Origin of the sequence: Azospirillum baldaniorum, from assembly GCF_003119195.2 — a bacterium.
Lineage (GTDB): Bacteria > Pseudomonadota > Alphaproteobacteria > Azospirillales > Azospirillaceae > Azospirillum > Azospirillum baldaniorum.
The window spans coordinates 2,489,648-2,511,303 of record NZ_CP022253.1 but is presented as its reverse complement, the minus strand read 5'-3'; the positions used below and the strand labels follow the sequence as shown (position 1 = coordinate 2,511,303).

At 68.4% G+C, this 21,656-nt stretch carries 22 protein-coding genes; 11 read left to right on the top strand and 11 right to left on the bottom strand.

All coding sequences use genetic code 11. From position 1 onward, the window contains the following. Nucleotides 1–81 precede the first annotated feature (81 nt). The 7 genes from Sp245p_RS11910 to Sp245p_RS11880 all read right to left on the bottom strand — a co-directional run bounded on the left by Sp245p_RS11910 (nt 82) and on the right by Sp245p_RS11880 (nt 5,798). Entirely contained in the window at nt 82–306 is a 225-nt protein-coding gene (locus tag Sp245p_RS11910) for an ATP synthase subunit C family protein (RefSeq protein WP_014239727.1), read from the bottom strand. A gap of 73 nt (nt 307–379) precedes the next feature. After that, nucleotides 380–1,123 (bottom strand): F0F1 ATP synthase subunit A, encoded by a 744-nt coding sequence (locus Sp245p_RS11905; RefSeq protein ID WP_014239728.1) that lies wholly within the window; start codon nt 1,121–1,123, stop codon nt 380–382. Nucleotides 1,124–1,135: 12 nt separating this feature from the next. Next, the gene (locus Sp245p_RS11900) at nt 1,136–1,498 is read right to left on the bottom strand and encodes an AtpZ/AtpI family protein (protein WP_014239729.1); all 363 of its coding nucleotides are present in this window, start codon (nt 1,496–1,498) and stop codon (nt 1,136–1,138) included. Between the two features lie 176 nt (nt 1,499–1,674). Continuing rightward, nucleotides 1,675–2,277, bottom strand: coding sequence for an SCO family protein (locus Sp245p_RS11895; protein ID WP_014239731.1), 603 nt, complete (start codon nt 2,275–2,277; stop codon nt 1,675–1,677). 72 nt (nt 2,278–2,349) lie between these two features. Beyond that, nucleotides 2,350–2,589 (bottom strand): hypothetical protein, encoded by a 240-nt coding sequence (locus Sp245p_RS11890; protein WP_014239732.1) that lies wholly within the window; start codon nt 2,587–2,589, stop codon nt 2,350–2,352. 38 nt (nt 2,590–2,627) lie between these two features. Continuing rightward, nucleotides 2,628–4,772, bottom strand: coding sequence for a bacteriohemerythrin (locus tag Sp245p_RS11885; protein WP_014239733.1), 2,145 nt, complete (start codon nt 4,770–4,772; stop codon nt 2,628–2,630). A gap of 288 nt (nt 4,773–5,060) precedes the next feature. Next, nucleotides 5,061–5,798, bottom strand: a complete 738-nt coding sequence (locus Sp245p_RS11880; protein ID WP_014239734.1) for a PhoH family protein — start codon at nt 5,796–5,798, stop codon at nt 5,061–5,063. 741 nt (nt 5,799–6,539) lie between these two features. Between Sp245p_RS11880 and minC the strand changes: the two genes are divergently transcribed. The 10 genes from minC to Sp245p_RS11830 all read left to right on the top strand — a co-directional run bounded on the left by minC (nt 6,540) and on the right by Sp245p_RS11830 (nt 16,571). Further along, a complete protein-coding gene (minC, locus tag Sp245p_RS11875) occupies nt 6,540–7,298 on the top strand; it encodes a septum site-determining protein MinC (protein ID WP_041810944.1) in 759 nt (252 codons plus the stop codon). A 141-nt stretch (nt 7,299–7,439) separates the two neighbouring features. Continuing rightward, on the top strand, nt 7,440–8,255 hold the full coding sequence (minD, locus tag Sp245p_RS11870) for a septum site-determining protein MinD (RefSeq protein WP_014239738.1): 816 nt from the start codon (nt 7,440–7,442) through the stop codon (nt 8,253–8,255). Then, nucleotides 8,252–8,647, top strand: a complete 396-nt coding sequence (gene minE, locus Sp245p_RS36525) for a cell division topological specificity factor MinE (protein ID WP_014239739.1) — start codon at nt 8,252–8,254, stop codon at nt 8,645–8,647. Before minD ends, minE begins: the two co-directional genes overlap by 4 nt. A 240-nt stretch (nt 8,648–8,887) precedes the next feature. After that, complete coding sequence (locus tag Sp245p_RS11860; protein ID WP_109138522.1) at nt 8,888–10,279, top strand: CRTAC1 family protein; 1,392 nt, start codon at nt 8,888–8,890, stop codon at nt 10,277–10,279. A 264-nt stretch (nt 10,280–10,543) separates the two neighbouring features. Further along, nucleotides 10,544–11,092, top strand: a complete 549-nt coding sequence (locus tag Sp245p_RS11855; protein WP_014239742.1) for a PAS domain-containing protein — start codon at nt 10,544–10,546, stop codon at nt 11,090–11,092. Beyond that, nucleotides 11,067–12,377, top strand: a complete 1,311-nt coding sequence (locus Sp245p_RS36650; RefSeq protein WP_014239743.1) for a methyl-accepting chemotaxis protein — start codon at nt 11,067–11,069, stop codon at nt 12,375–12,377. The genes Sp245p_RS11855 and Sp245p_RS36650 overlap by 26 nt, the downstream gene beginning before the upstream one ends. A gap of 430 nt (nt 12,378–12,807) precedes the next feature. Continuing rightward, nucleotides 12,808–13,914, top strand: coding sequence for a methyl-accepting chemotaxis protein (locus Sp245p_RS11845; RefSeq protein ID WP_014239745.1), 1,107 nt, complete (start codon nt 12,808–12,810; stop codon nt 13,912–13,914). Nucleotides 13,915–13,993: 79 nt separating this feature from the next. Beyond that, entirely contained in the window at nt 13,994–14,992 is a 999-nt protein-coding gene (dgcA, locus tag Sp245p_RS11840; RefSeq protein WP_014239746.1) for an N-acetyl-D-Glu racemase DgcA, read from the top strand. Next, on the top strand, nt 14,989–15,372 hold the full coding sequence (locus tag Sp245p_RS11835) for a cupin domain-containing protein (protein WP_014239747.1): 384 nt from the start codon (nt 14,989–14,991) through the stop codon (nt 15,370–15,372). Before dgcA ends, Sp245p_RS11835 begins: the two co-directional genes overlap by 4 nt. Then, the gene (locus Sp245p_RS11830; protein ID WP_014239748.1) at nt 15,369–16,571 is read left to right on the top strand and encodes an aminotransferase class V-fold PLP-dependent enzyme; all 1,203 of its coding nucleotides are present in this window, start codon (nt 15,369–15,371) and stop codon (nt 16,569–16,571) included. The genes Sp245p_RS11835 and Sp245p_RS11830 overlap by 4 nt, the downstream gene beginning before the upstream one ends. Before the next feature lie 3 nt (nt 16,572–16,574). Here Sp245p_RS11830 and Sp245p_RS11825 read toward each other — a convergent pair whose 3' ends face one another. Beyond that, complete coding sequence (locus Sp245p_RS11825; RefSeq protein WP_014239749.1) at nt 16,575–17,759, bottom strand: glycosyltransferase family 4 protein; 1,185 nt, start codon at nt 17,757–17,759, stop codon at nt 16,575–16,577. A 168-nt stretch (nt 17,760–17,927) separates the two neighbouring features. Continuing rightward, nucleotides 17,928–18,329 carry a 4a-hydroxytetrahydrobiopterin dehydratase gene (locus tag Sp245p_RS11820; protein ID WP_063958361.1) on the bottom strand — a complete coding sequence of 134 codons (402 nt, stop codon included), beginning with the start codon at nt 18,327–18,329 and terminating at the stop codon, nt 17,928–17,930. A gap of 101 nt (nt 18,330–18,430) precedes the next feature. Between Sp245p_RS11820 and Sp245p_RS11815 the strand changes: the two genes are divergently transcribed. Then, complete coding sequence (locus tag Sp245p_RS11815; protein WP_244439363.1) at nt 18,431–19,024, top strand: uracil-DNA glycosylase; 594 nt, start codon at nt 18,431–18,433, stop codon at nt 19,022–19,024. A gap of 6 nt (nt 19,025–19,030) precedes the next feature. On the opposite strand, the gene glk is transcribed toward Sp245p_RS11815, so the two are convergent. Beyond that, nucleotides 19,031–20,020 (bottom strand): glucokinase, encoded by a 990-nt coding sequence (glk, locus tag Sp245p_RS11810; RefSeq protein WP_014239752.1) that lies wholly within the window; start codon nt 20,018–20,020, stop codon nt 19,031–19,033. A 10-nt stretch (nt 20,021–20,030) separates the two neighbouring features. Continuing rightward, a complete protein-coding gene (gene otsA / locus Sp245p_RS11805; RefSeq protein WP_014239753.1) occupies nt 20,031–21,428 on the bottom strand; it encodes an alpha,alpha-trehalose-phosphate synthase (UDP-forming) in 1,398 nt (465 codons plus the stop codon). Nucleotides 21,429–21,656: the final 228 nt, after the last annotated feature.

Sequence of the window (21,656 nt, the reverse complement as noted above, 5' to 3'; positions counted from 1 at the left end):
GTCCCCCTAGGCAAGAATGCGGCGCCGAAACTTCGAGAGCCCGGCGCCGCGTCAGAGCGAAATATGACGTTCGCTCGGGCCTTAGGCGAACAGGATCAGGAAGGCGATCAGCAGGGCGAACAGCGCGACGGCTTCCGTCAGCGCGAAGCCCAGAATGCCGATCGGGAAGACCTTCGGCTGGACGGCCGGGTTGCGGGCGATCGAACCGATCAGGGTCGAGAAGATGTTGCCGATACCCAGGCCGACGCCGGCGAGGGCGATAACGGCCAGACCGGCACCGACGTACTTGGCGGCTTCAGCTTCCATGGTACTCATTCCTCTAGGTAAGGGTGAACTGTGGTGAAAACGGTGAAGGGATAATCCGGGTCGGCGCTGGTGCTCAGTGCAGTTCCAGAGCGTCGCGGATGTACAGGCAGGTCAGGATCGAGAAGACGTAGGCTTGCAGGAACGCGACCAGGAACTCGAAGCCGGTCAGCGCGATGTTGATGGCCAGCGGGACGAGGCCGGCGAGGAAGCCGACGGCGCCCAGACCGCTGATCATCATAACCGTGAAACCCGCGAACACCTTCAGCATGGTGTGACCGGCCATCATGTTGGCGAACAGTCGGATCGACAGGCTGACAGGACGCATCAGGTAGGAGATCACCTCGATCGGGATGAGGATCGGGGCGAGCAGCACCGGCGCGCCGTGCGGCATGAAGAAGCTGAAGAAATGCAGGCCGTGCTTCATCAGGGCCAGGACGGTCACGAACACGAACACCGTCGCCGCCAGCGTGAAGGTCACGATGATGTGGCTGGTGAAGGTGAAGGTGAACGGGATCATGCCGACGAGGTTGCCGAACAGCACGAACATGAAGATCGCGAAGACGAACGGGAAGTACGGGCGGGCGTCGTGCCCGGCGTTGTCCCGAACCATGTTCGCGACGAATTCGTAGAAGATCTCGGCCAGGGACTGCAGGCGGCCCGGAACCAGGGCGCGGCCAGACATGCCGAAGACGAGCAGCGCGTAGATCAGCGCGACCGCCACGACCATGAAGAAGGCCGAGTTCGTGAAGGACACGTCATACCCGGCGATCACGATCTGGAGGATCGGGTTGATCTGGAACTGGTGCAGCGGATCCAAGGTCGTCCTCGCTCAGTGTGCGTCGCCGTTGGGGCGCTCGTTGTCATCCTCACGGGCCCGGCGGTAGCCGGGGGCTAATCCGAGCCCGGTGATGGCCCGGTAGACATTCAGAATTCCGGCCGCCGCGCCGAGGAAGAACATGACGATCAATCCCCAGGGCGCCGTTCCGAGCCAGCGGTCGAGCAGAAGCCCGCCACCGACGCCAACGATCATGGCAGCGACCAGCTCGGTCCCGATTCGAAAGGCGATGCCGAGAGGACTCTGCGGCAGCCGGTGATATTTCCCCGGACCGCTCTGCGATTCCTTCCCTTCACGCGCCTTCTTCAGTCGGGCGTCAAGCTCTGCCAGAGACGGCGGGGGCTTTTCGTCGCTCATGTCGCTTCGTTGTCCCCGTTGTCTCGCAGCCACGCGAAAGCGGCGAGACCATACGGACAGGGCACAACCCTGTCAAGTCGCAAAACCCTTAATACAAGTGCTTGAAAACCCAACAAAACCGCGCCGAAACCTTGGTATTACCGGGTCAAAGGGCGCGGCTCCGCTCATGTTTTCCGTCAGCCGGCAATGCGGGTGCCCAGATCCTGGGCCACGCGGTCGGCGGTGGTGCCCGCCGGATAGACCCCCAGGAAGCGTCCGTCAGGGCCCATCAGGTAAAGGAAACTGGAGTGATCCATCAAGTAATCCTCCGGTTTTCCGCCCTCCTGCGGCGCCTTGGCATAATAGACCCGGTAGGCCTTGGCCGCCGCCTTGACCTGCTCCGGCGTGCCGGTCAGCCCGACCAGATTGGGGTGGAACAGCCCGACATAGTCCTTCAGATGCGCCACCGTGTCGCGCTCCGGGTCGACCGAGATGAACATCGGCTGGACCTTGTCCGCCTGCACGCCCAGCAGATCCATGGCGCGGGCCATCGTGCCCAGCTCCGTCGGGCAGACGTCGGGGCAATAGGTGTAGCCGAAGTAGATCAGCAGATACTTGCCGCGATAGTCGGCGTCGGTGACCGTCCTCCCGTCCTGGTCGGTCAGGGTGAAGGGGCCGCCGATGGGCACGCTGCTCTGCACCGTGCTGGAGGCGTTGTCGACCTGCCACCAGGCGATGCCGGCGGCGATCACGAGCCCCACGACGGAGGCGGCGGCGATACGGATGAGTCGGGCTTTCATGACCGACTGGAATGGGGCGGCGCACGGTCCAGGTCAAGAGGACAATCTGCCCAAGGAGCAAGCGCCGCGCGCTCACCAGAGGCGGCGCGCGGCCCAGCGGAGCGCCACCGCCGCGGGGGCTGACGCCAGCGCAATCAGAGCGAGCGCGGTGCCGGTCAACGTACCAGTGGCGGCATAAACCACCCCGGCGGCGATGCCGCTTGGCAACAGAGCAAGGAGCAGCCAAGCCAGGCGGGGCTTCCAGACAACGAAGTCGACCGTGGCCTTGGCCAGCAGCTGGGCAACGATCTCCACAAGAGCATCGGCTAACATCTCATCTCCATTGCAAACCCCGCCTTGTTTCCCGTTCCTCACGCGGCCTTGCGCGCCGGCTCTCCCGAATGGGCGAGATGGTTGCCGATGCGCTTGTCGAAGCGCTGGATGTGGCCGGTCAGCCAATCGCGGAACAGCGCCAGCAGGTCGTCGCCGACCCGCGCCTCCCCGGCTGCGAAGCGCTGCTTCAACTCGGCCACGCGCTTGCGCAGGGCGTCGTGCTGCGCCTTGTGCTGCACGAACTCGGGATAGCCCGAGCGCTGCATCACCCGCTCCTCCTCCTCGAAATGCAGAACCGTATAGGCGACGAGCTGGTCGATGGCCGCCCCGATGGCCTGCGGCACTTCGCCACCCCGGATGCGCCGGGCCGCCCGGTTGATCAGCGCGACCAGGATCATGTGGTCGTTGTCGATGTCCTCCTGCCCGACGGCCAGCGTGTCGTTCCAGGGCATGAAGACCTCCTCGCCGGCTGGGGCGAAGAGGGTGGCCAGCTCCGCGCTGTTGATCGCCTCCACATTGACCAGGAAGGCGTCCACCAGGGCGCGCAAGGACCCGGCCTGCTGCGCCAGGCTCTCCGCGGCGTCGAGCAGGCTGTTGGCGGCCTTCTCCGTCTCCAGGGCGGAGGCCGAAACCTCGTCGATGCTGGTGGAGACCTGCCGCGTGCCCTGCGCCGCCTCCCCGGCGCTGCGGGCGATTTCGCCGGTCGCCGCACCCTGCTGCTGGACCGCGGCGGCGATGGAGGTCCCGATCTCGTCGCTGCGGGCGATGATCCCGGCGATCTCGCGGATGGCGGTGACGGCACCGTGGGACGCCTGCTGCACCTCGCTGATCTGGGCGGCGATCTCCTCCGTCGCCTTGGCGGTCTGGCCGGCGAGGTTCTTCACCTCGCCCGCCACCACGGCGAAGCCCTTGCCCATCTCGCCGGCCCGCGCCGCCTCGATGGTGGCGTTCAGCGCCAGCAGATTGGTCTGGCTGGCGATGCTGGTGATGAGGTCGGCGACCTCGTTGATCTTCTGCGCGGCATGGCCCAGCCCGTCGATGCGGTCGCTGGCTTGGCGGGAGGCGGTCACCGCCTCCATCGAGATGTGCGAGGAGGTGGCGACCTGGGTGCCGATCTCCGCGATGGCGCTGCTCAACTCCTCGGCGGCGGCGGCGACGGTCTGCACGTTCACCGACGCCTGCTGCGACGCCCCGGCGACCGAGGCCGCCTCGCGCATGTTGCGATCGGCGGTGTCGGACAGCGAGCGCGCCGTGTTCTCCAGCGCCTGCACCGCCTGCCCGACCGTGCCGACCATGGCGCTGACCGTGGCGTCGAACCGCTCGGTCAGCCGTTCCAAGGCGCGGGCGCGCTGCCCGGTCACGCGGTGCTCCACCTGCTGGCGCTCCCAATGGCGCTGCAGGTCGATCTGGTTGCTGCGGAAGATGTCCAGTGTGCGGGCCATGACGCCGATCTCGTCGCCGCGCTGCGTGCCGGACACCGTTACCGCCGTGTCGCCGCCGGCCAGCGTCTGCATCACCCCGGTCATGGCGTGCAGCGGGCGGACGATGGCCCGGCTGACCAGCAGGGCGATGCCCGTCGCCACCAGGGCGATCAGCAGCCCCAGCCCGCCGAGGAACAGGGCGGCCTCGCGGAAGGCGGCGGCCACGTCGTCCACATAGATGCCCGACCCGATCAGCCAGCCCCAGGGCTCGAACCCGCGCACGTAGGAGATCTTCGGCACCGGTTCCGCCTGGCCCGGCTTCGGCCACAGGTAGTCGACGAAGCCGCCATCCGCCGCGACGCCGACGCGGGTCATCTCGACGAACAGCAGCTTGCCGTTCGGATCGGCGGTGCGCGACTGGTCCTGCCCGTCCATCTCCGGGCGGATGGGGTGCATGATCATGCGTTGCGCACGGTCGATGACGAAGAAATATTCCGAACCGGCGTAGCGCAGCCGGCGCAGCGCGTCCTTGGCCGCCGCCTGGGCGGCGTCGCGGGTCAGCGCGCCCTTGCGCTCCATCTCCTCGTAATGGGCGACGAGGCTGTGCGCGACCTCCACCACGCTGCGGGTCTTGTCCTGGCGGTCCTTCATCATCTCGGCGCGCAGGCCGAACAGGCTGACGGCGGCGATCAGGGCGAGGCCGACAGCCGCGACGCCCAGGATGACGGAGATCTTACCCTTGATGCTGATGCGCTCGAACACCTGACGTTCCTCCGGAATCTTCCTTATGTCCGGCACACCGGCGCCGGTTCCGGGCGGTGCGACGACCGTCCGGAAATTCTGCTAAATTTTTTGTTACTTTTGCTCCGCGCATCTGATCGTCGTCAAGGCGGATCAACCCAGGGTGAGAAAACGTCGCGGGCCGCCGTCCAAAAGTTTGGAAGAGAAAGATCGTGGTGCCGTGAAAAAGAAAGGGGAGGCCCGAAGGCCTCCCGCAGTTGCGAACCGGTGGGGTGGTTGCGCGTCGATGCCCTTCGTTTGCCGGTAGCGTCAGAGCACGGTCAACATGCTGGCGACCAGGGGGTGGCGGACGATGTCGGTGTCGCTCAGCCGGACGACGGAAATGCCCTCCACCGCCTCCAGCCGGCGCGCGATGTCGGCCAGACCCGACAGGTTGTCCAGCAGGTCCGTCTGGTCGGGGTCGCCGGTCAGGACCATGGTGGAGTGCCAGCCCAGGCGGGTCAGCAGCATCTTGATCTGGGCGTAGGTGCAGTTCTGCGCCTCGTCGATCACCACGAAGGCGTTGTTCAGGGTGCGCCCGCGCATGAAGCCGACGGGCGCGATCTCGATGGTGCCGTCGGCCATCAGGGCGCGCAGGCGCTTGGCGCCCAGCCGCTCGCTCAGCGCGTCGTAGAGCGGGCGCAGGAAGGGGGCCATCTTCTCGTGCATGTCGCCCGGCAGATAGCCGATGCTCTCGCCCGCCTCGATGGCCGGGCGGGACAGCACGATGCGGTCGACCTTGCCCTCCTCCAGCGCCTCCACCGCGGAGGAGATCGCCAAGTAGGTCTTGCCGGTGCCGGCGGGGCCGAGCGCCACAACGAGGTTATGGTCCTTGATCGCCTCCATCAGCCTCTTCTGGTTGGGGCTCTGGGGCTTGACCTTGCGGAGATAGCTCTGGTCGCGGCGGTCGTCGCCGCCCACGGGGTCCCAGCCGGCGGCGGGGAACAGTGGGTGGACCGTCGACTCGGACGCTGAAACGGCGCTGCCTTTGGTCTGGCGTTTGGCCATATCGCTCTCCTAACGTCACGTTGGTGGGCGGCGGCTCCGGGCACAAAAAAACCTCCCGCAAGGGGGAGGTCGTCAATGCTGCTGTGCAACAGGATGGCCGGAGTCTGGCTTGCCGGTGCGAGGCGTGCGTCCCGTCGGCTGCGCCCGTCATGGGGTGCCGGCGACATTCGGACGCTTGGGAACGAAGCAGGGTGCAAGCGGAACCTCTTCGTCAGAATAGGAACCTCACATCACAAACATAGGGCGCGCGGCGACGAAGGTCAGGCGGAATTGCGGGCATCGCAAAAGATTCACACAAGATGTTGTGGATGAGTCGCAGGTGGGAGCGCAGCGGCGACGGACTACCGCCAGAGGCGGAGGGAACCCGCCGCCGCCGCGACAGGAAGGTGTGTTGAAGGCTTGAAAACCATCTTTGCGGGCGCTGTGGGGAGGGAAAGATGCCGCAGCGCGAAAAGGGCATATGCCTGCAAAACCCTTTGCCCGGCGAATCCAGTTCCATTACCATACTTTGTAGTGAGACCTTCCGCTGACGCAACACATGGACCTCCAGCCCGGACGGGGACCCCCTGTTCCGGCCCAAGGCGCGTGTGTCCGGTGGTTGTCACTCCATCGGCGCCGGGAAAGGCTTGAACGGATGGGGTCCGCGCCGCTAGAACCCGGGTGGTTGACCCTTCCGCCCTGGTGCCTGGCCGATGGCCCCAGACATGCGGACGACACGGATTCGGCAGGAACACAAGCAGGATGGCAGCGGTGAGCAGCGCCAGGCAGGGTGCCGATCGGGACGGTCCGTTCCAGTTGCGGGGCAATTCCTTCACCATGATGGTGCTGAAGGTGAATGATCCGGCGTCGCCGGACTTCTTCACCCAGCTCGCCGTCAAGGTGCGGCAGGCGCCCAACTTCTTCCGCAACGCCCCCGTCGTCCTCGATTTCGAGGAGCTGACGGAAGACACCCCGCGCTTCGACATCGCCGCCCTGGTGACCAACCTGCGCGCGCTGTACCTGCTGCCGGTCGGCTTCCGGGGCGGGCCGCGCGCGGTCCATGAGGGGGCGCTCGCCGCCGGGCTGACGCCGATGCCCGCCGGCCGCGCCGCCAAGCTGGAGTCCGCCGCACCCCCCGCCGACCCGCAGGCCGGCGCCGCCCCGATTCCCGCCCCGCCGCCCGAGCCGATCTACCGGCCGGCGCTGCTGGTGACCGAGCCGGTGCGCTCCGGCCAGCAGATCTACGCCGAGAAGACGGATCTGGTCATCACCGCCCCGGTCTCCCCCGGCGCGGAGGTGGTGGCCGACGGCAACATCCATGTCTACGGCGCGCTGCGCGGCCGGGCGCTGGCCGGCGTGTCCGGCGACACCAACGCGCGCATCTTCTGCCACAGCCTGGAGGCCGAGGTCGTCTCGGTGGCCGGGCTGTACCGCGTCAGCGAGGATTTCGGGAACGACGTGCTGAAGAAGCCGGTGCAGATTTTCCTGCGCGACGGCTATCTTCACATGGAGCCCCAATGATGACGCTTTTGAGCGCTTTCTGTCGAACGGCCCTCTGTGCGAGGACGGTGTCACGCAAAGCGTGCCCGGCACAGGCCCTGATCTGCGTAACCCGGTAACCGGACCTTGGCGGCAACATTTAGGAACGTGGGAGAAGCTCCGTTGGGCAAGATCATCGTCATGACTTCCGGCAAGGGCGGCGTCGGCAAGACGACCTCCTCCGCCGCTTTCGCGACCGGACTCGCCTTGCGCGGCTTCAAGACGGTCGTCATCGATTTCGACGTCGGGCTGCGCAACCTCGACCTCATCATGGGCTGCGAGCGGCGCGTGGTGTTCGACTTCATCAACGTCATCAACGGTGAAGCGAAGCTGAGCCAGGCGCTGATCAAGGACAAGCGCATCGACAACCTGTCGATCCTGCCGACCTCGCAGACCCGCGACAAGGACGCCCTGACCCGCGAAGGCGTGGAGAAGGTTCTGAACGAACTCTCCAAGGACTTCGACTACATCGTCTGCGACAGCCCGGCGGGCATCGAGCGGGGCGCGCTGATGGCGCTGTACTTCGCCGACCACGCGGTGATCGTGACCAACCCGGAAGTCTCCTCGGTCCGCGACAGCGACCGCATCCTCGGCGTGCTGGCCTCGCGCTCGCGCCGGGCGGAGCAGGGGCTGGAGCCGGTGACCCAGCAGCTTCTCCTCACCCGCTACGACCCGGAGCGGGTGGAGCGCGGCGAGATGCTGAAGGTCGACGATGTGCTGGAGATCCTGGCGATCCCGCTGCTCGGCGTGATCCCGGAAAGCCAGGCTGTGCTGCGCGCCTCCAACGTCGGCATGCCGGTCATCCTCGACGAGGCGTCCAACGCCGGCCAGGCCTATCTGGATTCGGTCTCCCGCTTCCTGGGCGAGGATGTCGAGCACCGCTTCGTCACCCCGCAGAAAAAGGGCCTGTTCAGCCGCCTCCTCCGGAGGTCCGCATGAGCATCTTCAGCTTCTTCCGCTCCGCACCCCGCGCGTCGGCGGTCCAGGCCAAGGAACGCCTCCAGATCGTCATGGCGCACGAGCGCGCCGGGCGGACCGGGCCGGACTATCTGCCGATGCTCCAGCAGGAGCTGCTGGCGGTCATCGCCAAGTACATCGACATCGACCAGAACAAGGTCGAGGTGAAGCTGGACCGCGGCGGCGACTGTTCGACGCTGGAGCTGAACATCGAGCTGCCGGCCCGCGAGGCGGCCGCCAAGGCTCTGAAGGAAAGCGCCAAGCTGGCGGTGGCCGGGAACCGTCCGGCGGCCAAGGACGGCGACGAGTCCGATGCGGTCAAGATGGCCGCGGGCGGCGCCCTGACCAACGGCGGCGTCAAGAAGCGTCGCTGAGGGTCCTTGCGCTCCGTGAACCGATCCCGCCGCAGCCGGCCCGCTGCGGCGGGATTTTTCATGCCCTTCGGGACGCTTCCCGCGCGGTCATAGGCCGCAGTTCCCTGGCGGGCTGGACTTCCGTGCGGGTTTACCTCAGCCGTTCGAAGAGGTATCAACGGATTAGAGCCCGTCAGGGACCGGCCTTCGCGGGCCAAACCCTCCCCGGGCCGTGTCGCGGCAGTGAGGGAGTGGCGGCCGATGTTCTTCGAATGCTCGCGGCTGATCGACGGCAACCAGCCGCGCCTGTCCAACGGCATCACCGTGACCGACGTCGACGGTGACGGGGCATTCGAACTGGTGGTCACGGGCTACGCCACCAACAACCTCATCCTCAAATGGGACGGCTCCCGGCTGGTGGACATCGCCGGGCCGCTGCTGGCCGACCCCTCGGGCTGCGCGGTGGCCATCGCCGCCGCCGACGTGGACGGCGACGGGCGGGAGGAGCTGTATGTCCTGAACTCCGACCGGGCGAGCGGGCCGAAGGAGATGGGCGACCGGCTGTTCGCCTGCTTCGGCAAGCACTGGCTCGACCTGCTGGCCCAGCCGGAGAACGCCGGCATGGCGAACCGCGTCGCCGGACGGTCGGTGATCGCCATGGACCGGCACGGCCATGGCCGCTACGGATTTGTCGTGGCGGCAGACGGCGGTCCCTTCCGCCTGTTCGAGCTGAGCCGGCGCGGGCGGCTGGAGGACGCGGCGGAGGATGCGGGCATCGACCTGATCGGCGCCGGGCGCGGGCTGCTCGCCCTGCCGTTCCTGTCCGATCGCGTCGACCTGTTCGCCTGCAACGAGGGTGGCCCGAACTTCCTGTTCCGCAACCTGGGCGACGGCACTTACGAAGAGATCGCCGAGGAGCGGGGGGTCGCCGATTCGCGATTCGCCGGGCGGGCGGTGACCGCGGTGGACGGGCCGGGCTATGGCGGGTTCGGGCTGCTGGTCGGCGCCTGGGAGGGGCCGCAGCGCCTGTTCGTCCAGCGCTCCGGCGGCGGCTTCGTGGACGAGGCCGACCCCGAGATGTCCTTTCCGGGCCGGGTGTCCAGCGTGATCGCCGCCGATTTCGACAACGACGGCTATGAAGAGCTGTTCTTCAACCTGCACGGCGAGCCCAACCGCCTGTTCGGCTGGCGCGACGACCGTTGGCAGGCCATCGAAATCGGTGACGCGCTGGAGCCCAAGGGGCTGGGGACCGGGGCGGCGGTGGCCGACATCGACGGCGACGGACGGCTGGAACTGCTGATCGCCCATGGCAACGGGGTGGGCGGCGGGCATGGCGGCGGATCGCCGCAGCCCCTGTCGCTCTACCGCACGGCGGCGAACCACAACGGGTGGCTGCGCGTGCTGCCGCTGACCCCCTACGGCGCGCCGGCGCGCGGCGCCGTGGTCACCTGCATCGCCAACGGGCGGCGGCAGGTGCGGTCCGTCTGCGCCGGGTCGGGCTATCTCTGCCAGATGGAGCCGGTGGCCCATTTCGGGCTGGGCAGCGCCCGCGGGGTGGAGCGGCTGGAGGTGCGCTGGCCGGACGGCATGACGGCCATCGTCGAGAACCCGCCCATCGGCCGGCTGCTGACCGTTCCCTATCCGCCGGAGTGAGGCCGCCGGAGTGAGACGCGGCACAATATTGCGTCCGGTCAACGGTTGAGCGATGTCGGGGGTTGAGCGATGTCGGGCGGACGGTTGAGCTGAATCATATTTCCGTCCGGCAACAAATTTAATCTTTTGTATAACCTGCATGGTCTTTATTTTGCGGCGTCCGCCAGTGCCCGACGGGAACGCGCGGATGGGGAGATGTACGCCCTGTAACCGACCGCGAACCAATAAGGGGGCGCCGGGCTCTCGGCCCGCGACCGCAGGCACATGGCACACAGCGACGTTCTCAGTCCCGGCCCCCGCGACCGGACGCTGACCGGGGTCGAGCGGTTCTTCGACGCCGACGAGGTCATCGTTTCCAAGACCGACCTGAAGGGCCGGATCACCTACGCCAACCGCGTGTTCCAGCGCGTCGCCGGCTACAGCGAGGCGGAGCTGATGGGCGCTCCGCACTCCATCGTCCGCCATCCGGACATGCCGCGCTGCGTGTTCAAGCTGCTGTGGGACACGCTGGGGGCGGGGCAGGAGATCTTCGCCTACGTCGTGAACCGGGCGCGCAACGGCGACCATTACTGGGTCTTCGCCCACGTCACCCCCAGCTACGACGTCAACGGTCGGCTCGTCGGCTACCACTCGTCGCGCCGGGTGCCGGACCGCGGCGCCATCGACAAGGTGGTGCCGCTCTACCGCACGCTTCTGGACATCGAAAACCGCCACGAAGACCGCAAGCAGGGCATGAACGAGGCCTTCGCCACCGTTGTCGGGCTGCTGACGGAGAAGGGGATCGGGTATGACGAATTCGTCTTCTCTCTCTAAGGCGTTCGCGCTCGGGGCGGTCGCCGCGCTGCTCGTCGCAGCGCTGTTGGTGACCGATGCGCTGGACGTCGGCGGCGCGCCGCTGCGCATCGGGATCGGCGGCGCCGCGCTGGCCGCGCTGGTCGGCGTCATGCTGTGCATGGTGCGCGCCCGCGCCGCGGTGGGGCAGGCGGTGGCCGTCTGTCAGGCGGTGTCGCGCGGCGACTTCGAGGCGCGGGTTGTCAATGTGCGGGAAAAGGGCGACCTCGGCGAGCTGATGCACGCTCTGAACGACTCGATCGACCGCACCGACGCCTTCATCCGCGAGGCCACCGCCTCGATGAGCTACGTGTCGGCCAACAAGTATTTCCGGCGGATCGTGCTGAAGGGCATGCAGGGCAACTTCCTGCACGCGTCGCGCACGATCAACACCGCCACCGACGCCATCGCCGTCAAGGTGAAGGGCTTCGCCGGGGTGACCGACCGTTTCGAGACCCAGATCCGCGCGGTCTGCGAACAGGTGTCCGGGACCGCCCACCAACTGGAGATGTCGGCCCGCACCATGGAGACCGACGCCCAGACCGCCACCGGCAAGGCCTCCTCGGTCGCCGCCGCCGCGTCGCAGACCGGCTCCTCGGTCGGCAGCGTCGCCGTGGCGACGGAGGAACTGTCGGCGTCGATCCGGGAGATCGCCCGGCAGGTGGAGGAGGTCGCCAAGGTCGCCGCCAACGCGGCGGGCGAGGCCGAGCGCTCCAACGCCCTGATCGCCGACCTGTCGGGGGCCGCCAAGACGGTGGGCGAGGTGGTTACCCTGATCAACGACATCGCCAGCCAGACCAATCTGCTGGCCTTGAACGCCACCATCGAGGCCGCCCGTGCGGGTGAGGCGGGCAAGGGCTTCGCCGTGGTGGCGCAGGAGGTCAAGCGGCTGGCCGACCAGACCGCCAAGGCCACCGGCGACATCGCCGGGCAGATCGCCGGCATCCAGTCCTCCACCGACGTGGCGGTCGCCTCCATCGTCGGCATCGGCCACACCATCCAGGACATCAACCAGATCGCCGGCGGCATCGCCGCGGGCATCGGGCAGCAGGGCTCGGCGATCCGCTCGATCGTCAGCAACATGGATCAGGCCGCCGCCGGCACCCGCGCCGTCACCGAGGACATCCAGGACGTCACCACCGCCGCCGAACGCACCAGCGGCACCGCCCACGAGGTCTTCGCCGCGTCGGAGCGGATGAGCGTCCAGGCCGACCGCCTGACCCGCGAGGTGCAGCTTTTCCTCGATGAGATGCACAAGGTCGCCTGACGCGATTTTGTGCAATCTCGGCTCTTTTGCCCGAAAAATTGCGCTTGCTCAAAAGCCGGGCATTGATTAGCGGGCCGTCATTTGCTTGTATGCTAAGCAGTGCCAGAGCGGCGGTGAGGGGTCCTGCGACCTTTTGTCTCATTTTTTAGGAGAAACCGTTGCTTTTGTTGCGGCGCACGCGATGCGCGGGGTGCGGCGCAGCGAAGACGGTGCCGGGTGTGATTGTTCGGACTCCAATATGACGCCGAATTCATCACAATTTCGAAACTGACATCTCAAGAACGTTGAAGTCGAACCCGGAGCGCCGCCCGCAAACACAGGCGTTCCGCGGCTTTGCGCGTCCCGATGGTTCCGAAAGGGCGTTTGGCACAGCGTTTGATGGTTAGACGTCTAAAAAGATATCCCACCCAAACTCACAGAGGTGTTCGGGATGAGTGTGGCCGGAAACGAACTGTTCGAGCTTTCCCGGGGCGTCCTCGATGTCGCCTCCCGGAAGGTGTCTTTGATCGAAGACATCACCCGCCGCACCAAGATGCTGGCGATGAACGCCCTGATCGAGGCGTCGCGGGCCGGCGACGCCGGGCGGGGCTTCGCGGTGGTGGCGAACGAAGTCTCCGAGATTTCCAAGCAGGTGAACACCATCACCAAGGAGCTGCGGTCGGAGATCGTCTCGCGCGTCGATCACCTGACCACCACCGGCAGCGCCATGGTGCAGGAGATGCACGGGCGGCGTCTGGCCGACCTGTCGCTGAACATGATCGAGATCATCGACCGGAACCTGTACGAGCGGTCCTGCGACGTGCGCTGGTGGGCGACCGACAGCGCGGTGGTGGACTGCGCCGCCGACCCGACGGAGGTGAACCGCCAGCACGCCTCGCACCGGCTGAGCGTCATCCTGGAATCCTACACCGTCTATCTCGACCTGTGGATCGCCGACCTGAAGGGGGAGGTGATCGCCACCGGCCGTCCCGGCCGCTACCCCGGCGCCCAGGGCGCCCGCGTGGGGGACGAGGGGTGGTTCCGCCAGGCGCTGGCCACGCGCAACGGCGGCGAGTTCACGGTGGGCGACGTGGCGCGCAACGGCCGTCTGGAGGACCGGGTGGTCGCCACCTACGCCACCGCGATCCGGCGCGGCGGCGAGGCGGACGGCGAGCCGATCGGCGTGCTGGGCATCTTCTTCGACTGGGAGCCGCAGGCCGCCGCGGTCGTCCAGGGTGTCCGGCTTGAGGAGGAGGAGCGTTCCCGTTCGCGCTGCCTTCTGCTCGACGCGCGGCACCGGGTGATCGCCTCGTCCGACGGGCGTGGCATCCTCAGCGAGACCGTCCAGCTCCGCCGCAGCGGCGAGAGCATGGGCCATTACGCCGACGGGGCCGGGCGCACCTACGGCTACGCGCTGACGCCGGGCTACGAGACCTACAAGGGGCTGGGCTGGTACGGGGTGATCGTGCAGGACCCGGACCCGCGCCAGCAGCAGACACCGGTCACCACAGGCGTGAACGGGCGTGCGGGAATGAACGGGGCCGGGCTCCACGGGTAAGGCTGGCATTCGCACCCTGCTCTGGTCATCGCGGCGGGTTTGCTTACACTTCGGGTCCGCCGCGTTGCTGGAGAGTTTCATGTCGTCCACCGCCCGCCGTCTTTACGTCCGCCGCGATACCTTCCCCATCGCGGGGACCTTCCGCATATCGCGCGGCGCCAAGACCGAGGCCGAGGTCGTGGTCGCCGAGGTGGTCGAATCCTGCAAGCGGGGGCGTGGGGAGTGCGTGCCCTACGCCCGCTACGGGGAGTCGCTGCACGAGACGGTCAAGACGCTGGAGTCCCTGGCCGGGGTGGTGGCGGACGGGCTGGACCGCGAGCGGCTGCGCGCCCTTCTGCCGCCGGGGGCCGCGCGCAACGCGCTGGACTGCGCGCTGTGGGACCTGGAGGCCAAACAGGCGGGCAAACCGGCGTGGCGGCTCGCCGGCTTGCCCGACGCGCCGAAGAAGCTGACCACCTGCTACACGCTGAGCGTCGACGAACCCGCGGCGATGGCCGCCTCCGCCAAGGCGCGGGCGGCGGACCATCCGCTGCTGAAGATGAAGCTGACCGGGGAGGGCGACCTCGACCGCGTGCGCGCGGTGCGCGAGGCCGCCCCGACCACCCGCCTGATCGTCGACGCCAACGAGGCCTGGACTCTGGAGATGCTCCGCCGCTTCGCCCCGGTGCTCGCCGATCTCGGGGTGGAGCTGATCGAGCAGCCGCTGCCCGCCGGCGAGGACGAGGCGCTGCGCGGCATCGACTGCCCGGTGCCGCTGGGCGCCGACGAATCCTGCCACGGGCTGGACTCGCTCGACCGGCTGAAGGGCATCTACCGGGTGGTGAACATCAAGCTGGACAAGACCGGCGGCCTGACCGAGGCGCTGCTGCTGAAGCAGGCGGCGCAGGAGTCCGGCTTCGACATCATGGTCGGCTGCATGGTCGCCACCTCGCTCGCCATGGCGCCGGCCGTCCTGCTGGCCCAGGGCGCGCGCTACGTCGACCTCGACGGGCCGCTGCTGCTGGCCGAGGACCGCACGCCGGCCCTGCATTACGACGGCGGCACCCTGTTCCCGCCCGCCCCCGAACTCTGGGGATGAGCGTCCCGGCCGGCAACCTGCTGGCGGGCCTGTCGTCCGGTACACTGCCGGACGAGATTTTCACGACATTGACGGAAGCGGCGGCATCGTCTGGCACGGTGCGCATCGAGCGCATCCTGTCCACCGGTCAGGCGTCCCCCAACGGCTTCTGGTACGATCAGGACTGGGACGAGTTCGTGCTGGTCGTCCAGGGCGCGGCCCGGCTGCAGCTTGAAGGCGAGGCGGAGCGCGCGCTCGGACCCGGCGACTGGGTGATGATCCCCGCCCGGCGGCGGCACCGCGTCGCCTGGACCGATCCGACCGCCCCGACCGTCTGGTTGGCGGTGCACATCGGCGAGAAACAACCACCGGAAACACCGGGGCAGGGGGAGAACGCATGACCATCGACATCGCGCGCGCCCGCGCGGAGACGCCGGGGACCCGGCACGTCGTCCACTTCAACAACGCCGGGGCCGCCCTGCCGCCGCAGCCGGTGCTGGACGCCGTGACCGCGCATCTGGCGCTGGAGGCCACAATCGGCGGCTACGAGGCGGCCGAGCGCGCCGCCGACCGGCTGGAGGGCGTCTATGACTCCGTGGCCCGCCTGCTCGCCTGCTCGCGGGAGGAGGTGGCCCTGGCGGAGAACGCGACCGTGGCCTGGGGCATGGCCTTCAACGCGCTGGCCGTCCTGCCGGGGGAGGGCTTCCGGCCCGGCGACCGCATCCTGACGGCGCGCGCCGAATACGCCGCCAACCTGATTCCCTTCCTGCAGGCCTCCCGGCGCACCGGCGTGGTGGTCGAGGTGATCCCCAGCGACGAGACCGGCCAGGCCTCCGTCGCGGCGCTGGAGGCGATGATCGGGGAGCCGGGGAAGGGTCCGGTCAAGCTGATCGCCATCACCCACATTCCGACCAACGGCGGGTTGGTCAACCCGGCGGCTGCCATCGGGCGCGTCGCCCGGCGGCATGGCATTCCTTATCTGCTCGACGCCTGCCAGACGGTGGGCCAGATGCCGGTGGACGTCGAGGAGCTGGGCTGCGACTTCCTGTCGGCGACCGGGCGCAAGTTCCTGCGCGCGCCGCGGGGCACCGGCTTTCTCTATGTCCGCAAGGACTGGCTCGACCGCATCGAGCCGCACACGCTCGACCACAGCGGCGGCGCGCTGGTAGGGCCGGACCGCTACACCATGCGCCCCGACGCCCGCCGCTTCGAGCTGTGGGAGAGCAACATTGCGGCCCGGCTCGGGCTGGGGGTGGCGGTGGAGTATGCGCTGTCCTGGGGGCTGGAGGCGATCCGCGACCGCGCCTTCGCGCTGGCCGACAGGCTGCGGCACGGTCTGGGCGCGCTTCCCGGCGTGACGGTGCGCGATCTCGGGGCGGAGCGCTGCGCCATCGTCACCTTCACGGTGGACGGCCATGAGCCGCGGTCCATCAAATCCGCTCTGCGCGGCCAGGGGATCAACCTGTCGGTGTCCTCAGCGCCCTCGACCCCGCTCGACATGGAGGCCCGTGGGCTGACCGAGGTCGTCCGCGCCTCCCCACATTACTACAACGACGAGGCGGAGGTGGAGCGGCTGCTGACGGCGGTGAAAGCGCTGTAGGCGCTACAGCACCGACTCCACGACCTCCGCCACCCCGTCCGCGTAACGGTCCCAGGTCAACCCGGCCAGGAAGGCGGCGCCCGTCCGCCCGATGGTCGCGGCGTGGGCGCGGTCGGCCCACAGGCCTTCCAGCGCCGCGACGATCTCCTCCACGTCGCTCTCGCCCCAGCCCTCCGTGCCGAAGGAGGCCTGGACGGTGCCCTGCCGGGTCAGCGGGACGCAGCGGTCCGCCCCGATCAGGTCGAGATGCCCGGTGTTGGCCGACAGGATGGCGGGCACGCCGCAGGCCATGCATTCCATGGCGACGAGGTTGGTCCCGCCCTCGCCGCGGTTGGGGAACAGGCCGACGTCGACCTCGCGCAGGATGCGGGCCATGTCGGCGTTGGGGACGGGCCCGAGGTCCATCACCTGATCGGGCGGCACGCCGTTGGCGACCGCCCAGCCCGCGCCGTCGAACTGCCCGTTGTCATGGAAGGGCACCGGAGCCACGGCGGGGTTGGCCTCCAGCGAGCGGGCGCTTTCCGGCCAGGGGTTGTGCCAAGCGGTCAGCAGCAGCGCCTCGGGATGGCGCTCGGCGAAGGCGCGGAAGCCGAGCAGGGCGAGGTCCTGCCCCTTGCGGAACTCCGGCTTGCCGCCGGAGAAGACGACGAAGCGGTCCTTGAACCAGCCGACCTTGGGCGCCGGGTGGAAGTGGGTGGGATCGACGCCCTGCAGCACCGTCTGCACCCGCCCGATCCCGGCGCCGGTCAGCACCCGCTCGACGAAGCTGGACCCGGCGACGATGGCCGCGCATTGCTCCGCCCGCGCCAAGCCTTCCGCATTGATGCCGCTGTCCTCCAGATAGCAGACGCCGACGGTGGGCTGGCCCTTCACCGTCACCCCCTCCACCGACCGGCTGCCGACGAGGTTGTTGCCGAGCCCGCGCAGCACCGGCACCGACACCCCGATCTCCTGCCCCGCATGAGGCGCGATCTGCCGGCACAGCGCTTCGGACTCGCGGACGAAGCCGCTCATGCGCCGCCATTCCAGCGGAGACAGCGCGATGTCCTCCAGCCGCAGCGGCAGCGAGCAGACCGGCACCAGCCGACCGCTGCGCGTCCAGCTCAGCGCCAGCTGCAGCCCGTTGACGCCCCATCCGCTGTAGCTGGACAGGCCCCATTGGATGATGGCGGGCAGGGCGGTGGGCATGGTTCGTCCTTCGGGCTGATTTTCCCTCGCCCCTCTGGGGAGAGGGTGGCCCGGAGGGCCGGGTGAAGGGTATGCGCTTGTGCCGGACGTACCGCCACGCGCAATCCCCTCAACCCTAACCCTCTCCCCGGAGGGGACAGGGGAAAAAGTTGAGGGGAACGGAAGAAATCAGCCGCGGCGCGCGGTGGGGGAGACGTCGCCCATGGACTCCGACACCGGGGCGTAGGGCTCGTCCATCAGCCCCTCGACCTTGGCGGCCATGATGAAGTCGTTCTCGTGCAGGCCCCTGATCTTGTGCGTCCAGAAGGTGACGGTGCAATGGCCCCAGCCGTAGAGGATCTCGGCGTGGTGGCCTTCCGCCTCGCACAGATCGCCGACGCGCATGGCGAAATGCTGCGCCTCGCGGAAGTTGGAGAATCGGTAATCGCGCTCCAGCCGGTCGGGGTCCGGCCTGATCGACCAGCCGGGGACCTGCACCAGATAGTTCTCGGCCATGGCGCGGTCCATCGGCGGGATGCCACCGCGGCAGGGTTCACAGGTCTTTCCAGCCAGCTCTTGGTGTGTCGCCATATCGCGTCCTCCTGTGTTGTTGGTTTCGAACCCTCGTTTCGAACAATGCTGGGGCCGAAGCCTCGCGGCGGCAAGCCTCACAACCAGCCATGGACGCGCGCATGACGGACCTGCCCTTCGCCGATTACCAGCAGCCCACGAAGACCGCCGCCGGGCCGCGCCTCGCCATCGTCGGAGAGGCGCCGGGGGCGGAGGAGGCCCGGCGGGGCGCTCCCTTCGTCGGGCGCAGCGGGCAGCTCCTCGACGAGACGCTGAAGGCGGCGGGGGTGGAGCGGGCGGAATGCCTCGTCGCCAACGTCTTCCGTTACCAGCCGCCGGGCAACAAGGTCGGGCATTTCTTCGCCTCGCGCACCCGCGCCAGGAAGGAAGGGCGGGCGCTCGACGAGCGCTGGGGGCCGTTCGGCACCTCCGACTGGGTGCTGGCGGAGTTTTCCGGCGAGATCGAGCATCTGCAGCGGACTCTGGAGGGCTTCGCCCCCCGCGTCATCGTCGCGCTGGGCCGCACGCCGCTGTGGGCGTTGACCGGGCTGAACGGGATCATGCAGTTGCGCGGCACGGTCCAGCCCTGCCGCCTCGTGCCGGGGGCCGAGGTGGTGGCGACCTTCCACCCCAGCTACATCCTGCGCGGCCAACTCGCCGAACAGCCGACCTTCCTGGCCGACCTGAAACTGGCCGTCTCGCGGTTGACGGCGTAAGCGCCGTTACGCCCGCTCCGCGGCCTCGGCCAGACCGAGGAAGGCGGGAAGCTCGTGGGTGATGACGTAGGTCGGGATGGGGGCCAGGAAATCGCGCATCCGGCCCTTCTCCATGAAACGCTTGCGGAAGCGGGAGTGGGTGAACAGGGTGCCCAGTTTCGGCACGATGCCGCCCGCGATGTAGATGCCGCCGCGCGCACCCAGCGTCAAAGCGAGGTTGCCCGCCACGGTGCCGAGCATCGCGCAGAACATCTCCACCGCCTCCACGCAATGGGGATTGGTGTTGGCGGTCGCCGCATCCGACACCTGGGCCGGGGTGAAGGGTTCCGGCTCCTGGTGGTCGAGGACGCACAGCGCCTGATAGAGGTTAACCAGCCCCGGCCCGGACAGCACCCGCTCCGCCGACACATGCTCGAAGCTCTTGCGGAGCTGGGCCAGGACGGCGCTCTCGCGGTCGCTGACCGGCGCCATGGTGACGTGGCCACCCTCCGCGGCCAGCGCGGTCCAGCCCTCGGCGCCGGGCACCAGCCCCGACACGCCCAGCCCGCTGCCCGGCCCGACCACGCCGACGACGCGGCCCGGCACCGGCGCTCCCTCGCCCACCTGACGGACGTCGGCGGCGGTGAGGCGGGGCACCGACAGGGCGACGGCGGTGAAGTCGTTGATGACGGCCAGCCGCTCCAGCCCCAGCTTGCCGCGCACCTCGGCCGTGGAGAAGGACCAGCCGCGGTTGGTCATCAGCACCGCGTCGCCGGTCACCGGGCCGGCGATCGCGAAGGCGCCGCGGCTGGGCCGGGCGTCATGGGCCACGCCGCCCAGATAGGCGAGCGCCGCCGCCTCCAGCGACGGGAAGTCGGCGCAGCGCAGCACGCGCGACCCGTGGATGCCCGTGCCGTCGATCAGGCCGAAGCGGGCGTTGGTGGCGCCGATGTCGGCGACCAGGGTGACGGGGCCGGAAACGGTGGCGCGGTCATTGGTGGTGTGGTCTGCGGTCATGCAATCAGTTTCACCCGTACGGTGCGCGCGTCAAGGCATCGACGTAGCTTTCCCGCCACCAGCCGATGTCGTGGCTGCGCAGGGTGCGCATCATCGCGGCGTGGCGCTCCTTGCGCTCGGGCAGCGACATGGTCAGGGCGCGCTGGAGGGCGTCGGCCACCGCCTCGATGTCGAAGGGATTGACGATCAGCGCCGAATCGAGTTCCCGCGCGGCCCCGGCGAAGGTGGACAGCACCAGAACGCCGGGGTCGTCGGCGTCCTGGCAGGCGACATACTCCTTGGCGACGAGATTCATGCCGTCGCGCAGCGGGGTGACCAGCCCGACATGGGCGGTGCGGTAGAAGCCGGCCAGCACGCGCCGTCCGAAGCTCTTGTTCAGGTAGCGGATCGGCACCCAGTCGAATTCGGCGAAGCGCCCGTTGATGCGCCCGGACAGTTCCGACAACTCGCGCTTGATGGCGATGTACTCGGGCACGTCCTCCCGGCTCGGCGGCGCCACCTGGAGGAAGGAAACGCGGTTGCAATGCTCCGGATAGGCCGCCAGAAGCTGTTCGAAGGCCTGGAAGCGCTGTGGCAGGCCCTTCGAATAGTCCAGCCGGTCCACCCCGATGATCAGCCGCCGCCCGACAAGGCTCTCCTTCAGCCGCTCGGTGTGGCGGGAGCGCACGGCGGTCTCGGCGATGCCCACCAGATTTTCGGTGTCGATGCTGATGGGGAAGGCGCGGGCCAGCAGCGTGCGCCCGAAAGCATGGATCAGCATGCCGCCCTCGGGGCCGCGATCCTCCACCTCGCCGTTCAGCTCCTGCCGGATGTAGTCGGCGAAGCTGCGCAGGTCGACCTGGGTGTGGAAGCCGACGAGGTCGTAGGCGCACAGCTCCCGGATCAGCTCCCGGTGGTTGGGTAAGGCCACCAGGATCTCCGGCGCCGGGAAAGGCGTATGCAGGAAGAAGCCCATGCGCTGGGTGCAGCCGCGCTGGCGCAGTTCCTCGCCGAAGGGGATCAGGTGATAGTCGTGGACCCACACCATGTCGTCGGGCCGCAGCAGCGGGACGAGTTTCTCCGCGAAGTAGCCGTTGACCCGCTTGTAGCCTTCGCGCGTGCGGCGGCTGACCTCGATCAGGCCGACGCGGTAGTGGAACAGCGGCCACAGGGTCTGGTTGGCGAAGCCGTTGTAATATTCCTCGAAGTCGCGGCGGCTGAGGTCCAGCGTCGCGTAGGTCAGGCGCCCGACGTCGGTGCGCCGGGGTTCGCTCTGCGACTCCTCCTCGACCACCGTGCCGCTCCAGCCGAACCAGATGCCTCCGGTCTTCTTCAGCGCGGCCAGCACGGCCACGGCGAGGCCCCCGGCGGCCTGTTTGCCTTCGTCGATGGGGGCGACGCGGTTGGATACGACGACCAGTCTGCTCACGTGGGTGGTTCTCCGGTGCCGGACGGCCGCTTGAAAAGGCGGCCGAATCGCGTGTGGCGGGGCAGACCCCGGGACGCGCAGGGACAAAACGACCGTGTCGGGGGTTGGTTCCCTATCGGTCGAATGGGTTATGCCGAAGGACCGGGGTGGGTTGGCGGGCGCGCCGCCAGCCCCAGATTGTGCGGGAGCAGGGCCGGGATTCTGTGTGCAATGCAGCATGAGCGGCTG

Coding starts and splice junctions, on each gene's coding strand:
- Sp245p_RS11825 (WP_014239749.1), bottom strand. CDS start 17,759: ATGCCCACCGCCCTGCCCGCCATCATCCAATGGGGCCTGTCCAGCTAC.
- Sp245p_RS36650 (WP_014239743.1), top strand. CDS start 11,067: ATGACGAATTCGTCTTCTCTCTCTAAGGCGTTCGCGCTCGGGGCGGTC.
- Sp245p_RS11835 (WP_014239747.1), top strand. CDS start 14,989: ATGAGCGTCCCGGCCGGCAACCTGCTGGCGGGCCTGTCGTCCGGTACA.
- Sp245p_RS11815 (WP_244439363.1), top strand. CDS start 18,431: ATGACGGACCTGCCCTTCGCCGATTACCAGCAGCCCACGAAGACCGCC.
- glk (WP_014239752.1), bottom strand. CDS start 20,020: ATGACCGCAGACCACACCACCAATGACCGCGCCACCGTTTCCGGCCCC.
- Sp245p_RS11900 (WP_014239729.1), bottom strand. CDS start 1,498: ATGAGCGACGAAAAGCCCCCGCCGTCTCTGGCAGAGCTTGACGCCCGA.
- Sp245p_RS11895 (WP_014239731.1), bottom strand. CDS start 2,277: ATGAAAGCCCGACTCATCCGTATCGCCGCCGCCTCCGTCGTGGGGCTC.
- dgcA (WP_014239746.1), top strand. CDS start 13,994: ATGTCGTCCACCGCCCGCCGTCTTTACGTCCGCCGCGATACCTTCCCC.
- Sp245p_RS11830 (WP_014239748.1), top strand. CDS start 15,369: ATGACCATCGACATCGCGCGCGCCCGCGCGGAGACGCCGGGGACCCGG.
- Sp245p_RS11845 (WP_014239745.1), top strand. CDS start 12,808: ATGAGTGTGGCCGGAAACGAACTGTTCGAGCTTTCCCGGGGCGTCCTC.
- Sp245p_RS11880 (WP_014239734.1), bottom strand. CDS start 5,798: ATGGCCAAACGCCAGACCAAAGGCAGCGCCGTTTCAGCGTCCGAGTCG.
- Sp245p_RS11890 (WP_014239732.1), bottom strand. CDS start 2,589: ATGTTAGCCGATGCTCTTGTGGAGATCGTTGCCCAGCTGCTGGCCAAG.
- Sp245p_RS11860 (WP_109138522.1), top strand. CDS start 8,888: ATGTTCTTCGAATGCTCGCGGCTGATCGACGGCAACCAGCCGCGCCTG.
- Sp245p_RS11855 (WP_014239742.1), top strand. CDS start 10,544: ATGGCACACAGCGACGTTCTCAGTCCCGGCCCCCGCGACCGGACGCTG.
- minE (WP_014239739.1), top strand. CDS start 8,252: ATGAGCATCTTCAGCTTCTTCCGCTCCGCACCCCGCGCGTCGGCGGTC.
- Sp245p_RS11910 (WP_014239727.1), bottom strand. CDS start 306: ATGGAAGCTGAAGCCGCCAAGTACGTCGGTGCCGGTCTGGCCGTTATC.
- minC (WP_041810944.1), top strand. CDS start 6,540: ATGGCAGCGGTGAGCAGCGCCAGGCAGGGTGCCGATCGGGACGGTCCG.
- Sp245p_RS11820 (WP_063958361.1), bottom strand. CDS start 18,329: ATGGCGACACACCAAGAGCTGGCTGGAAAGACCTGTGAACCCTGCCGC.